Raw genomic sequence first — 13,490 nt, forward strand, 5'->3', positions numbered from 1 at the left:
ATCACGTACGCCCGGAGAGTCCCTGGCCGCCGAGATTGGCGTTGCTACGTCACCGTCAGCTCAACGACCAACTCATCCAGGCTGTTTGACTGCCAATCGAAGGTGTCGGTCCCCTTCGGAGGATCCCCGGCTGGTCGCTGAATGTAAGCGGTTCGCATTCCTGCCGCCTGCGCTCCACGGAGGTCCCAGGCGTGGGCTGCGACCTTCAGCACGCGCTCCGGTGGACACCCTGCCGCGTCGATCGCAAGCTGGTAGACCTCCGGTGCGGGCTTGTAGGCCCGGGCGTCTTCGGCGGACAGGGCTTGGTGCCAGCGCAGCCCAGCGTATGCGTTGAGACGGAGCAGGGTCGCGCGACTTGCGTTGGAGAGTCCCAGCACAGGAAAACGCCGCGTGAGGCGCTCGAGTCCGGCGAGGGAGTCGTTCCAGGGTTTCAGGCGTTGACTTGCGGTAGCCAGTCGCTCGATGGCCTCCGGGTCGGTCAGCCCGGCACAGTCGGCTACGCGTTGAGCTGCCTCGCGGTCGATGATCTCGGTGTTGGCGTATGCCCGGCTTTGTTCCTCGATACGTCGCTGCTCGTGCTCGACATGTTCTTGCCACACGGTGAGCAGCTGGTCGACCGACGAGTCGTCGGCCGCGGGCACCGCATCGCGAATGGCCGCTCGAAGTCCTCCTGGCTCGTCGACCATCGTTCCGAGGACGTCGAAGACGACGACCTCGATGTCCCATGCATCGGCCATCCGGTGGTCTCCTGCTGACGGGGTACGGACGTCGAAATAGCCTGCCACATTGGAACTCCGCTGTGGAGGGCCGCACTTGGGCCGCCGTACCGGCGGAAGGAGACGAGCCGGGACGTTCGCTCGCAGCAGGTCACGTCCACTCGAGAGAGGTACCGGTCGCGGAAATGTGACAGTGAGGGGGCGATCTGTCACATTCCCTGACTCGCCTGCCGGTGGGTAGCCGGGCGGCATTCGCGGAAGTGCCGTACCGACGACCGGCGGGGTGGTTGTCGGGACAGTCCCACGCGGGCGCGTACCGCTCAATTCGTGCAGGCATCGCGAGTGCCGTGTCCCCTGTCCTGCGAAAAGCGTGAACAGGCAGGGGGAGGATGTCCTTCAGGCGCTCAGACGAGCGCCTCGTGAACACGAGGGGGAGACGTGCTCACGGTGTGCGACTCAACACCGCCGTGCCTACCACTGCGCCCAGAGCTCAGTCCACGTCGTCGCGGCCAGCCCGCCGTACGCCACGCCCATGGCCGCGACCGGCCTCCCAACGTGAGCGGCAATCAGCCACTGCAACCCGCACGCACCCACCCATCCGCGATCCCATCCCCCCGTGGACGGCATCTCGCAGTCGGGGCAGTGAGCTCTGCCCGTCCGAAGCGGACCCTGCCGGGGCTCCGCGAGCAGGTCCTCCTGCACGGCGGCCGGCGATCAAGACGGCTTCAACAACCTGTCCACCGCGCGCCCGAACATCCACCGGGCCACCCCATCGGGGACGCGGCAGCGGCACAGCGGGAGCCGGCTAGCCGGCAGCCCGCCAGCCGAGCGCCGGGCCAAGTCGGGTCGCGATGTCCGTCAGGATCTGGACGTAGTCCTCGTGGTCGAAGGTGAACGGCAGGGCGAACGCGACCTCGTCGATCTCGCGGAACGCGGCGTGTGCGTAGAGCTGCTCGGCAATCTGCTCGGAGGTGCCGACCAGGTCGGGGGCGAACATCAGACGCGCCGGCCCCTGTGGCGCGACGGTGCGCGGCAGCCGCTTGCGGGCGTACTCCTCGTACTTCGCGCGCTGTTCGGGCGAGGCGCCGTCCGTGGGGATGACGACGAGTCCCTGCGACACACGGGCGCGGTCGCCGTCGGGATGGTGAGCCCGGAAGGCGCGTATGTGCGAGAGCTGGACCTGCGCGAAGTCCTCCGACTCCTGCGCCTTCACCACGCTGCTGGTCAGGAAGTTCATCTCGTGCTCCCCGGCCCACCGGGCCGAACTCAGGCTGCCGCCGCCGTACCACATGCGGCGGCCCAGGCCGGAGGCGTGCGGCTGGACGCGGTCCGAGAACACCTCGAAGCCCTGGACGCCGCTGAAGTCGGTGGCCGGCTTCCCGCGTACGAAGTCCAGCAGCCGGCGCACGCGCTCGTAGCTGAAGTCCTCGGCGTCCGCGGTGTCCGGGTAGAGCGCTTCCCTGACCTGGTCGTAGTGCATCGGCGGGCCGACGCTGACCCCCGGATTCACGCGGCCCCCGGACAGGATGTCGACCGTCGCCAGGTCCTCGGCCAGGCGCAGCGGGTTCTCCCAGCCCACCGGGATCACGGCGGTGCCGAGTTCGATGCGGCGGGTGCGCTGCGAGGCCGCCGCCAGGACGGCCACCGGGGAGGAGATGCCGTACTGCAGATGGCGATGACGCAACCATGCGCTGTCGAAGCCGAGTTGCTCACCGAACTCGATGATCTCGAGCGTCGACTCATGGCCCCGGCGGGGATCGTCCCCGTCGAACAAGCCGATGGTCAGGAAGCCCAGCTTCCGCAGGGGCTGTGAGGGCAGAGGCACAGGGCTCCTCCATCGTCCGCGGCAGCTTCGGCCGCACCGGCGTTGATCCGATTGTCGCAGGCGCCGGCGGACACTCCTTGGAAGGCGCGGAGGTAGAGGTCGACCTGGACCGGCTGACTGAGCGTCGCGGCGGCGTCGAGGGAGTCGGCGTGACGGTGGCGAGGCGGGCGAGTTTCTGGCCCCCGGGGAACACGCTCTCGTTCTTGCTGGACGCGGAGGCCGTCACGAGGCCTTGGCGAGGCTGTCGAGCACGCGTGAGTCGAAGTATTCCTCGATCCGTGCCACGAGCCCGTCGGAATCGATCTCCAGCCGCATCATCGCCGGCATCCGGAAGCGGCCTCCGGAGTGGAGTGCTGCGGTCAGCGTGTACTGCAGGAACGCCTGCGAGCCGACTGTCGTGATACGTCGGTCCTCGTAACTGCGGCTCGTCGAGAGGGCACAGAGGTGACCGAGCATCGCAGTCATGTCATGGACGTCCTGCTCGATCTCGTCGAAGTTGTGCCAGGTGAGCGCGCCGGGCGCGAAGCAGCGGCGCACCTCGTCCATGTCGCCTTTCTCGATCGCGGCCAGCAAGGTGCTCACCACGCTGAAGTCCGTGGGGTCCGCTTCTTCGCTCGACATCTCTCTCCTCGGTTGTCTCGGCCACGTAGTGCGGCAATGCGTCCTGAACTTGGGTCCAGCTCCTCATGTGGCTCGGGCTCAGCGCCGAGCCTCGGCCACCCGGCCTGTGCGGGCCCGCTCGGCGCGGTACTCGGCGAACTGCTGGAGTGCGGACGGATTGCCGATCGAGCCGCGGTCGGCCACCTGCTCGATCTCGGCGCCCTGCAGGAATGGAGCGAGCGCCTCCGGTATGTCGTCAGACAGCCTTCAGGAGCCAACGCGGCAACGGCGTGAGTCATGCGAACCTCCGGCGAAGGGTCTAGGGGGCGATCAACTTCGACTCTTCGCCGGGGGTCCTTGTCTGGTCGGCTCGCGCCGCGCTGATGCATCCCTGCTGCTGCCTCAGCCGGTGAGCTGCATCTGCATCTGCAGTTGCAGCAGCTCCTCGACGTGCCGGATCTCGACGATCCGGCCGTCGACCACCCGCGCGAGGTCGATGCCGGAGCAGGTCACCTCACGGCCGGTCGCGGGCACTCCGAACCAAGGGCCGGTGTGGGTCGCTGTGATCACCCACTGGGAGACGACCCAGCCGTCGTCTGTCTCGGCCTGGTAGACGATCTCGTGGTGAGGGTTGGTGAACCCGTCGCGCATGGCAGCGACCATTCCCTTCATCCCCTCGATCGCCGAGGGAGCCCCTGGGGGCAGGTTGTGGTCGATGAGATCGGGCGAGACCAGGGTGTCCAGCGCAGCGATGTCGCCCGCGTCGAAGGCGGCGAATACGCGAGTAGGGACATCGCGGGCGGAAGTGGGTTGGCTGTTCATCAGGGGGTTTCCTCTCACCTCGGTGTGTCGGCTTTCGAAGTTGGTCAGGCTGTGGGGTTGGGGTAGAAGGCATTGATTTCGGCCAGGACGCGGTCGGGTGCTTCGTGGAGGAGGAAGTGTCCGGCGCCGGGGACGTCGGCGGAGGTGGCGTGGGGGGCGGCGTCCTGGAGGGGCGGCAGGACCATGTCGGCGAGGCCGGCCTGGGTGATCATGCGGACCGGGATGGTCAGCGGGGTCTCCTGCAGCTTGGTGTTGTCGGCCTCGTCCTGGGTCTCGGTCCGGTAGAGCTCGAAGCCGGCGTGCAGGACCTGGGGACGGGAGAACAGCCGGACGAACTCGGCCAGTTCGTCGTCGGAGATGTTCTCGCCGGCGGTCTTCATCCCCTGGAAGAAGTGGGTGAGGAAGGTCTCGACCCGGCCGGTGACCAGTTCCTCGGCGAGCGGGTTCTGCTTGTTGAAGGAGAAGTGCCAGAACATCGACTCGATGGCGGCGAACTTCAGGTTCTTGCCGGTCAGGCCGTAGTCCATGAGGAACAGGCCCGCCACCTGCTCGCGGTACTGGGCGGCCAGTGGGTAGGCGACGCTGACGCCGAAGTCGTGGGCGACGACGTGTACGTTCTCGTGGTGGCCGAGGTGGTTGAGGAGCTTGTGGACGTAGGTGGCCAGGGCCGTCTTGGCCCTGGAGGGCGGGTTTCCGGTGGAGTCGCCCAGGCCCGGCAGGTCGATGGCGATGACGGTGCGGCCGGGCAGCAGTGAGGGCATGATCTGGCGGTACTCGTACCAGCTCTGCGGCCAGCCGTGCAGCAGCACCATGACCTGCGGGCCGTCGCCGCCGATGACGTAGTGCATCTGTACGTCGTCGATGGTGGCGGCCGCCCGGGGTGGGCGGTCAGACAGCGATGCCGCCGTCGACGTTCCAGCTGCTGCCCGTGACGAAGTGGGCTTCGGGGCCGGCGAGATAGGCGACGGCGCTGGCGATGTCGGCGGGCTCGGCGAAGTGGTCGAGCGGCATGAGCTGCTTCAGGGACTCCGCGTACGGGCCGGAGACAGGGGTCATGTCCGTAGCGGTGGGGCCGGGCTGCACGTTGTTGACGGTGATGCCGCGCGGACCGAGTTCGCGGGCCAGGCCGCGCGTGAGACCGGCGACGGCGGCCTTGCTCAGGGCATAGACGGTTGCGCCGGGGAAGGGAACACGGTCGACGATGACGCTGCCGATGTTGATGATGCGACCACCCTGGCCGAGGTGGGGAGCGGCGGCCTGGACGGCGTTGAACACGCCCCGGACGTTGACCGCGATCATCCGGTCGAACTCCTCCAGCGGGAAGTCCTCGATCGGCGCGGCGTGGGAGACGCCGGCGTTGTTGACGAGGATGTCCAGTCCGCCGAAATGCTCCGTGGTGCGGCCGACCGCGGCCCGGACGGCTTCGTGGTCGGAGTTGTCCGCCTGTATGGCCAGGGCGCCTGTGCCCTCGGCCACGGCGTCGGCCTGTTCCTTGGCGCTGGCGTAGGTGAAGGCGACCTGGGCGCCGTCGGCGGTCAGACGGTGCACGATCGCGGCACCGATGCCCCGAGAGCCGCCCGTGACCAGGGCGGTTTTGCCTTCGAGGGGCCGTACGCCGGACTGGGTGGTGCCGGGGACGAGCTGGGTGCTCATAAGGGGTCTCCGATGTCTTCAGCACTTCACTTACGAACCGAACCGATCGGTTACTATAACCACGATGACACTAACCTGAGCAACCACAAGATTCCTTCCGCGGCGGCGAACTTTTTCTCAAGGAGGCTTCGATGCCCAGCACCGGACGGCCCCGGTCCTTCGACACCGACGAGGCGCTGGAGGCGGCGATGCGGCTGTTCTGGGCCGAGGGCTACGAGGGCGCCTCGCTCGCCGCGCTGACCGAGGCCATGGGTATCAACCGGCGCAGCGTCTACGCCGCCTTCGGCAACAAGGAGGAGCTGTTCCGCAAGGCCGTCGACCGCTACGTGCAGGGCCCGGGAGCCTTCGTGGGCCCGGCTCTTGAGCTGCCCACCGCCCGGCAGGTGGCCGAGGCGATGCTGCACGGAGCCGTCAACGCCCACACCCTCCCCGGCTGCCCGCCCGGCTGCCTGCTGGTGCAGTCCGCGCTGGCCGCCGGCCCGGAAAGCGAACCGGTCCGTCGCGACCTGGCCGAACGCCGCGAGGCCGGGGTAGAGGCCCTGCGGGAGCGGTTCGAGAATGCCCAGGCCGAGGGCGACCTGCCCTCCACCGCCGACGCGGACTCCCTTGCTCGCTATGTGATCACCGTCGGGCAGGGCCTCGCCGTGCAGGCCGCCGGCGGCGCCAGCCGCGAGGACATGCACCGCGTCGCCGACCAGGCCCTCAGCACGTGGCCGAGCGCCTGAATCGACTACTCGGCCATGACCTGAACGCATGGCTGAAGCGCGCCGCGCCCGGGTTGCCCGGGTCGGCGGCGCGGGTCAGTCCTTGAGCGGCGTGACAGACGGCGACGCGGCCGGGCCGACCGGGGCGACCCCGTGACGTCAGACCGGGGCGACCCTGGTGATGTCAGCCGCTCACCGCCCGCAGCGCTCCGGGCCTGCGGCCGTTGAGGCGGTCGAGTGCGGTGGCCGTGGCCTCGTCGGCCGGGAAGTGCACCACCAGGCGCTGGCCCTCGTCCGAGAGTGCGAGCGTCTCGTACGACAGGCGGAGGCGGCCTGCCTCGGGGTGGTCGACGAGTTCGGTCCCGAACCGGTTGGGCAGGGCCGGAACGGCGAGCCGATCGCTGAACGGTGCTCCCACCGTCGCGGTCAACTCCTCGGCCAGGGCGGCCACATACGGGTCGTGCGGCGAGGCCTCGTTGCGCAGATGGGCGACCTGCTCGTCGGCCAGCCTGTCCCATCCCGGGTACACCGCGCGTGCCCGGGCATCGGTGAACAGATACCGCATCATGTTGGGCGGGTCGCCGTCGAGCAGGCCGAGCGGGCGGGCGTACCGCTCATAGCCCTGCGTGCAGGCCACGATGTCACCGATCCAGTTGAGCAGGAGGGCCGGTGCGGGCTCCAGGTGGTCGAGAAGCGCCTGGAAGGTGGCACGCACCGTACGTACCGGCGGTACGGTGACCGACTGACATACCGCCTTGGCATCGCCGTGGTCCTTGGCCAGCCGGTGCAACAGGAGACGGTCCGCGTGCGACAGGCGCAGGGCGTCGCCGAGGGCGCCGAGGACCTGGGGCGAGGGGTTGCGGTCGCGGCCCTGTTCGAGCCGGGTGAGGTACTCGACGCTGATGCCGGCGAGCGTGGCGAGCTCGGCCCGGCGAAGCCCCGGAGTGCGGCGGCGCAGGCCCGCGGGCAGACCCACCTCGGCGGGGGTGACGGCTTCACGGCGGGTGCGCAGGAAGGTGCCCAACTCGTTGTCGTTCACCTGTCGAACCGTACAACGCGTGCCGTCGCGGAGGATGGCCCTGCCACTACTACCCTTCGCCCGGCCTCCCTCACCCGCCTCGGGGCTCGCACGATGAAGCCATGAGCAATGACAACTCCGCGAACATCACCGCCGCTTCCGTCGCCGCGCTGCCGCTGTCCCCGGGCGACTGGGAACTCGACCCCCTTCACTCGGCGGTCAACTTCACCATCCGCCACCTCGGGATCGCCAAGGTGCGCGGCCGGTTCACCGAGTTCAAGACCGGGCTGTACATCGGTGAGACCGTCAACGACGTGCGGGTGACCGCCGAGATCGCTCTCGCCTCCATCGACACCGGGAACTCCGACCGCGACGCGCACACCCGCTCCGCCGAGCTGCTCGATGTGGAGAAGCGGCCGACGATGACGTTCCGCTCGACACGGGTGTCCGGAGAGGGCGAGGACTGGACGATGGCGGGGGACCTGACCATCGGGGACGTGACCCGCCCGGTCACGCTCGCCGTCGAGTTCGGAGGGGTGGTGGACCACCCTGCGGACCAGAGGAAGCACGCCGGGTTCGAGGCGACGGGTGAGATCCGGCGCAGCGACTTCGGGCTGGACTTCGGCGCCGGGCTTCTCGGCGATGTCGTCAAGCTTCACCTGGACATGCAGTTCGTCGGACCGCAGGGCCAAGACGGCTGACCGAGGACGGGCCGCGCCTCGCTGGGAGTCTCCGTGGGGCGCCGCCCGGCAAGCGGCCGACATCGTCATGGCCTGGCACGTTCCGTTCCTGCTCCGGTACGCCCACGCAGGGGCCGTGCCGACCACGGGCACGGTCCGCCAGGCTCAGGCCGCGTCGCCGCCAGCCCTCGTAAGTCACATCCATGGACACGACCGGACCCCCAACGTGAGCGGCGACCAGCCACCCTCAACCCGCACCCACCCCCTCAAACGTCCAGCAGATCCCGAGCCCGAACCACCGCCCCCGTCTCGAACGACCGATTCGCCGCCAGCCCCGTGACCAGGGACCGCGCCCCGTCCGTAGCGTCCGCCGCGCGTCCCAGGTCATCCGGGTCACCCGTCCGCGAGCCGAACAGGTCCGCCAGCATGCGGACGTCCCCGCCGCCGTGCCCGCCCTCGCCGGCCGCGACCTTCACTTCACGCGGCGGCTCCCAGAAGCGTCGCAGCAGCAGCTCCGTACGACCCGCCTCCTCGCCGACCGCCGAGCCGTGCATGACAGGGCTCGAGCCCTCCGACCCGACAGCGTCCGGGCGGACCCACGTCGTCTCCTCCACCAGCAGCTCCAGCCGGCCCGAACTCCCGTTGAACGAAACCCGGTAGCCCTCCCAAGGCGCGTACGCCGTCAGGTGGTACGTCAGGGTCGCGCCTGACGCGTACCGCACGAGTACCGCCATGTCGTCCTCGATGCTCACGCCGGGCCCGAAGACGTTCTGGTCGCGGTGGTAGCCGTCCTCCCCCTCGGCGTCGAGATACAGCGAGCGAAGCACGGGCGAGTCCGCGAGGCGTACGGCGAAGGGGTCGCCGTCGGCGGCGGGGGCGCCATGAGCCCGCGTATACGAGCGCGCAAGTCCTCGCCGCCGTCCCGCACTCTCCCCGTAGAAGAAGAGGCCGCCCTGCGCGAAGACCGTCTCGGGCGACGTCCCCAACCACCAGTTCACCAGGTCGAAATGGTGCGTCGCCTTGTGGACCATCAGGCCACCGGAGTTCGCCTTGTCCCGATGCCACCGCCGGAAGTAGTCCGCACCGTGCCGCAGATCGAGCAGCCACTCGAAGTGAACTGACCCCACCTCGCCGATCTCCCCGGCCGCAATGCACTGACGCACGGCCGAATGCACCGGGTTGTAGCGATAGTTGAAGGCGACCCGCACATCGCGGCCCGTGCGACGCTGGGCGTCCAGGATGCGCCGGGCCCGCGTGGCGTCCGTCGTCATCGGCTTCTCGGTGACCACGTCGCAGCCCGCCTCCAGAGCGCGCACGATGTACTGATCGTGCGTCCGATCCACGCTGCACACCACCACCAGGTCGACGCGCTCCTCACGAAGCATCAGCTCGAAGTCCTCGGCCGCGTACGCCGGTACGGGCTCCCGGCCAGGGTCGGCGGCCAGCCAGTCGTTGTGGACGGCCATGCGGTGCGCGTTGACATCGCAGAAGCCCACCAGCTCGATCCGGTCCGCGTAGGGACCGGCCAGCGCCTCGGTGAAGAGCCGGGCCCGCGCGCCAAGGCCCACCACCGCACAACGGCGGCGGCGACGTACGGTCTCAAGGCGTACGTTCTCAAGGGGCATAAAGGTCTCCGTTCGCTGGGTGTCGAGGGCGCCGGTGAAGATCCGTGACAGTTCCAGGGAAGTGGCGCACGGGGGCTTGTACGGACATCCGGACGATACCTAGGGTCGTTCTGCTCGCAAGCGCTTTCTGCCCGAGAGAGGTGACCCCACACATGCCCGGAAACAGGACAACGAGGTCCTGCATGACGGCCGCCGTGCTGGCACTCTGTGCGACGCTCACCAGCTGTACGGGATCCGGCGACTCGGTCGGCGGCGGCAAGGTCGTGCTCCGCTACACCTGGTGGGGCAACCCGGACCGGGCGGCCCGCACCGAGGAGGCCGTCGCGCTGTTCGAGGAACGGAACCCCGGCATCGACATCCAGACCTCGTTCTCGGGATACGAGCCGTACAAGCAGAAGCTGGCCACGCAGGCGGCCGGCGGCGACGCCCCCGACGTGATGCAGCTCGACTACCGCATGATCGACCAGTACGCCTCCGGTGGCGTCCTCCTCGACCTCGCGAAGCAGAAGTCCGCGCTCAGCACCGCCGACATCGACAAGGGCCTGCTGGCCACGGGCGTCGTGGACGGCAAGCAGTACGCGATTCCCCAGGCGCGCGGCACCGAGACGATGGCGTACGACGCGAAGCAGTGGAAGGCCTCGGGCGTCGAACTGCCCCGCGAGGGCTGGACCTGGAGCGACTGGGCCGACGCGATGCGCGCCCTCGCCAAGGAGACCGGCAAGCCCGGCGGCACCGACCCCGGCCAGAGCGAGGACTGCTTCGAGGTCTGGCTGCGTGGCCAGGGCAAGGAGCTCTACACCAAGGACCGCCAACTTGGCTTCACCGCCGACGACTTGACCAAGTGGTGGACCTTCACGGACAAGCTGCGCCGCGAGGGCGCCGTCTCGCCCGCCGAGGAGACCACCCAGATCGACGGCACGGTCGAGAACACCCCGCTGGGCCGCGGCAAGGCCATCTCCGACATGAACTGGGACGCGCCCGCCAGCGGCTTCCTCGCCCTTGTCCCCGGCGGAGTCAATCTCGCACCCATGCCGGCGGGTGAGGACGGCACGCCCGGCCAGTACTTCAAGCCGTCGATGTTCATGGGCGTCGCCGAGGCCTCCGAACACCCCAAGCAGGCCGCCCGGTTCATCGACTTCATGCTGAACGACATGGACGCGGCGAAGATCCTCGGCGCGACCCGCGGCATCCCCATCAACGCGACGATCCGCGAGGCGATCGGCCCCGAGCTGAAGGACTTCGACAAGACGATCGACGAGTACCAGGCCTCCGTGGACGGCGACCTCAACGCCCCGCCCCAGGCGCCCCCTTCGGGCGACAGCGCCCTGCAGACCACCTTCATGCGCGACTACGACCAGGTGTCGTACGAGCGGATGTCGCCCCGCGAGGCGGCCGAGGACTATGTCACCGAGGCGAAGGCGGAGCTGCGCTCATGACCACCACAGAGATGCCGACGGCCGCCTCACGAACCCGGCAGACCGCCACAGGAAAGAAGCCTCCGAGTCGCCAACGCGAGGGCGCCGCCTGGGTGTTCCTCTCCCCGTGGGTCCTCGGCGCGGCCGTGCTGACGCTGCTCCCGATGGCCGTCTCGCTCTATCTCTCCTTCACCGACTACGACTTGTTCAACCCGCCGCAGTGGGTGGGCCTGCGCAACTACACGCAGATGTTCACCGAGGACCCGCGCTACTGGCGTTCGGTCGTCGCGACCCTCACGTACGTCGTGATCGCTGTGCCCCTCCAACTCGGCCTTGCCCTGGTCGTCGCGCTCGCCCTGAAGTCCATGAAGCGAGGCCGGGGCTTCTACCGCTCCGCCTTCTACGCGCCCTCCCTGCTCGGCGCCTCCATGTCCATCGCCCTCGTATGGCGGGCGATCTTCAACGACGGCGGCACGGTCGACAACCTGCTGGGCACGGGCGGTTGGGTCAATCAACCCGGCTGGGCGCTGTTCGCCGTCGCGCTGCTGACGGTGTGGCAGTTCGGCGCGCCGATGGTCATCTTCCTGGCCGGACTCCAGCAGATCCCGGGGGAGTTGTACGAGGCGGCGGCCGTGGACGGGGCGAGTCGATGGCGGCAGTTCCTGTCCATCACCGTGCCGATGCTGTCCCCGGTGATCTTCTTCAACCTGGTGCTCCAGACCATCCAGGCCTTCCAGGTCTTCACACCCGCCTTCGCGATCAGCGCGGGCAAGGGCGGCCCGGCCGACTCCACGCTCTTCTACACCCTCTACCTCTACGACCGCGGCTTCGTCGCCTCGCACATGGGCTACGCCTCCGCGATGGCCTGGGTCCTGCTCCTCGTGATCGGCGCCGTCACGGCCGTACTGTTCCGGACCTCGCGCTCCTGGGTCTTCTACGCTTCCGAGGGGGACCGATGACCACCTCAACCGCCGCAACTCCCGCCGTCCGCAAGCCCCTTGCCTGGCGGCGCGTCGCTCTGCACGCCGGCTGTCTGGCCGCGCTGCTGGTGATGCTGTACCCGTTGGCGTGGCTGCTCGCGACCTCCGTCAAGCCCGCCGACGAGGTGATCGCCAGCCTCAACCTGCTGCCCAGCAGCCTGGAATGGTCCAACTACTCGACCGCTCTGGAGGGCGTCAACGAAGTCTCGGTGTGGCAGCTGCTCGGCAACTCCCTGTTCATCGCGGGCGGCGCCGTCATCGGCAACGTACTGAGCTGTTCCCTGGCCGCGTACGCCTTCGCGCGTCTGCGTTTCCGCTTCCGCGGGCCGCTGTTCGCGTTCATGATCGCGACGATCATGCTGCCGCACCACGCCGTACTGATCCCGCAGTACATCATCTTCAACCAGCTCGGCATGGTGAACACGTACTGGCCGCTGATCCTGCCCAAGTTCCTTGCCACGGAGGCGTTCTTCGTCTTCCTCATCGTGCAGTTCATGCGGGGGCTGCCGCGTGAACTGGAGGAGGCGGCACGGATCGACGGCGCCGGGCCGTTCCGCAGCTTCTTCAGCGTCATCCTGCCGCTGACCCGGCCCGCGCTGATCACCACAGCGATCTTCACCTTCATCTGGACCTGGAACGACTTCTTCACCCAGCTGATCTATCTCTTCTCGCCCGAGAAGTTCACGCTCACGCTGGCACTCCGGCAGTTCGTGGACGCCTCCAGCCAGTCGGCCTTCGGCCCGATGTTCGCGATGTCGGTGATCGCGCTGCTGCCGATCGTGCTGTTCTTCCTTGCCTTCCAGCGCTTCCTGGTCGAGGGCATGGCGAACTCCGGGATCAAGGGATGAGCGCCGGGCAGGCCCGCGAGACGGGCGAGATCTTCGGACCGCGGATGACGCTGTTCGCGGATGTGCTGAGTGTGGGCATCTGTACGGCGCTGGTGTCGCTGCCGGTCGTCACGCTGCCGGCGGCTCTGTCGACGGCGTGCGCGGTGCTGCGTGGCACGCGCGAGGACCAACCCGCCACGGCGGGACGGTACTTGGCGGTGCTGCGGCAACGGCTGCGGGCCGGGGACCTCGCGGCCGGTGCGCTGTCCGCGGTGGGCGTGCTGCTGGTGCTGGCCGACCTGGCGCTGGCCCGGGCGGGCCTGCCGGGCGCGCCGCTCTTCGCCGCCGTCGCCGCGCTCATCGGTACGTACGCCACTGTCGTCGCCCTGCGCGCCTGCGCCCGCCCCGAGTCCCTCACCGACTGGCGCGCGGCGGTGCGCGAGGCGGCCCGGGACTCCGTACGGGATGTGGGCGGCAGCGGTCTCGTACTCCTGGCCCTGGCGGCGGCAGCGCTGTGTGCGTGGATGCTGCTGCCGCTGGCGTTCCTGGCGCCGGGGCCGCTGGCGCTGGCGCTGACGGCGATCGACGTACGACTGTCCGGGCGGGCCTGAGAGGACCCGCATCC

The 13,490-nt window shown here is 68.9% G+C and carries 14 protein-coding genes; 6 read left to right on the forward strand and 8 right to left on the reverse strand.

Annotated features, from left to right (window positions below):
* Positions 1 to 44: 44 nt before the first annotated feature.
* From OP79_RS36290 to OP79_RS36320, 6 genes are all read right to left on the reverse strand, one after another.
* Entirely contained in the window at positions 45 to 737 is a 693-nt protein-coding gene (locus OP79_RS36290) for a haloacid dehalogenase type II (protein ID WP_033326407.1), read from the reverse strand.
* Between the two features lie 784 nt (positions 738 to 1,521).
* Positions 1,522 to 2,541: an LLM class flavin-dependent oxidoreductase gene (locus OP79_RS36300; protein WP_033326411.1), complete on the reverse strand. Its 1,020-nt coding sequence runs from the start codon at positions 2,539 to 2,541 to the stop codon at positions 1,522 to 1,524.
* Between the two features lie 222 nt (positions 2,542 to 2,763).
* Complete coding sequence (locus OP79_RS36305; RefSeq protein WP_033326413.1) at positions 2,764 to 3,162, reverse strand: nuclear transport factor 2 family protein; 399 nt, start codon at positions 3,160 to 3,162, stop codon at positions 2,764 to 2,766.
* 381 nt (positions 3,163 to 3,543) lie between these two features.
* Complete coding sequence (locus tag OP79_RS36310; protein WP_033326414.1) at positions 3,544 to 3,963, reverse strand: ester cyclase; 420 nt, start codon at positions 3,961 to 3,963, stop codon at positions 3,544 to 3,546.
* Between the two features lie 44 nt (positions 3,964 to 4,007).
* On the reverse strand, positions 4,008 to 4,811 hold the full coding sequence (locus OP79_RS36315; protein ID WP_033326416.1) for an alpha/beta fold hydrolase: 804 nt from the start codon (positions 4,809 to 4,811) through the stop codon (positions 4,008 to 4,010).
* A 40-nt stretch (positions 4,812 to 4,851) separates the two neighbouring features.
* On the reverse strand, positions 4,852 to 5,616 hold the full coding sequence (locus OP79_RS36320; RefSeq protein ID WP_033326418.1) for a 3-oxoacyl-ACP reductase family protein: 765 nt from the start codon (positions 5,614 to 5,616) through the stop codon (positions 4,852 to 4,854).
* Positions 5,617 to 5,747: 131 nt separating this feature from the next.
* Here OP79_RS36320 and OP79_RS36325 point away from each other — a divergent pair, with 131 nt between their 5' ends.
* Positions 5,748 to 6,341, forward strand: a complete 594-nt coding sequence (locus tag OP79_RS36325) for a TetR/AcrR family transcriptional regulator (protein ID WP_033326420.1) — start codon at positions 5,748 to 5,750, stop codon at positions 6,339 to 6,341.
* Between the two features lie 163 nt (positions 6,342 to 6,504).
* Here OP79_RS36325 and OP79_RS36330 read toward each other — a convergent pair whose 3' ends face one another.
* The gene (locus OP79_RS36330; protein WP_033326422.1) at positions 6,505 to 7,359 is read right to left on the reverse strand and encodes a helix-turn-helix domain-containing protein; all 855 of its coding nucleotides are present in this window, start codon (positions 7,357 to 7,359) and stop codon (positions 6,505 to 6,507) included.
* Between the two features lie 101 nt (positions 7,360 to 7,460).
* Here OP79_RS36330 and OP79_RS36335 point away from each other — a divergent pair, with 101 nt between their 5' ends.
* On the forward strand, positions 7,461 to 8,039 hold the full coding sequence (locus OP79_RS36335; protein ID WP_033326424.1) for a YceI family protein: 579 nt from the start codon (positions 7,461 to 7,463) through the stop codon (positions 8,037 to 8,039).
* 245 nt (positions 8,040 to 8,284) lie between these two features.
* Here OP79_RS36335 and OP79_RS36345 read toward each other — a convergent pair whose 3' ends face one another.
* Positions 8,285 to 9,643 (reverse strand): Gfo/Idh/MocA family protein, encoded by a 1,359-nt coding sequence (locus tag OP79_RS36345; protein WP_033326428.1) that lies wholly within the window; start codon positions 9,641 to 9,643, stop codon positions 8,285 to 8,287.
* Positions 9,644 to 9,795: 152 nt separating this feature from the next.
* Here OP79_RS36345 and OP79_RS36350 point away from each other — a divergent pair, with 152 nt between their 5' ends.
* Genes OP79_RS36350 through OP79_RS36365 form a run of 4 tightly spaced genes read left to right on the forward strand, consistent with a single transcriptional unit; the run spans position 9,796 to position 13,476 of the window.
* Positions 9,796 to 11,079 carry an ABC transporter substrate-binding protein gene (locus OP79_RS36350; protein WP_033326430.1) on the forward strand — a complete coding sequence of 428 codons (1,284 nt, stop codon included), beginning with the start codon at positions 9,796 to 9,798 and terminating at the stop codon, positions 11,077 to 11,079.
* A complete protein-coding gene (locus OP79_RS36355; RefSeq protein ID WP_425428656.1) occupies positions 11,076 to 12,017 on the forward strand; it encodes a carbohydrate ABC transporter permease in 942 nt (313 codons plus the stop codon). Before OP79_RS36350 ends, OP79_RS36355 begins: the two co-directional genes overlap by 4 nt.
* Positions 12,014 to 12,886: a carbohydrate ABC transporter permease gene (locus OP79_RS36360; RefSeq protein ID WP_033326432.1), complete on the forward strand. Its 873-nt coding sequence runs from the start codon at positions 12,014 to 12,016 to the stop codon at positions 12,884 to 12,886. The genes OP79_RS36355 and OP79_RS36360 overlap by 4 nt, the downstream gene beginning before the upstream one ends.
* On the forward strand, positions 12,883 to 13,476 hold the full coding sequence (locus tag OP79_RS36365) for a hypothetical protein (RefSeq protein ID WP_033326434.1): 594 nt from the start codon (positions 12,883 to 12,885) through the stop codon (positions 13,474 to 13,476). Before OP79_RS36360 ends, OP79_RS36365 begins: the two co-directional genes overlap by 4 nt.
* Positions 13,477 to 13,490: the final 14 nt, after the last annotated feature.

Source organism: Streptomyces yerevanensis, from assembly GCF_000716805.1.
Lineage (GTDB): Bacteria > Actinomycetota > Actinomycetes > Streptomycetales > Streptomycetaceae > Streptomyces > Streptomyces flaveus.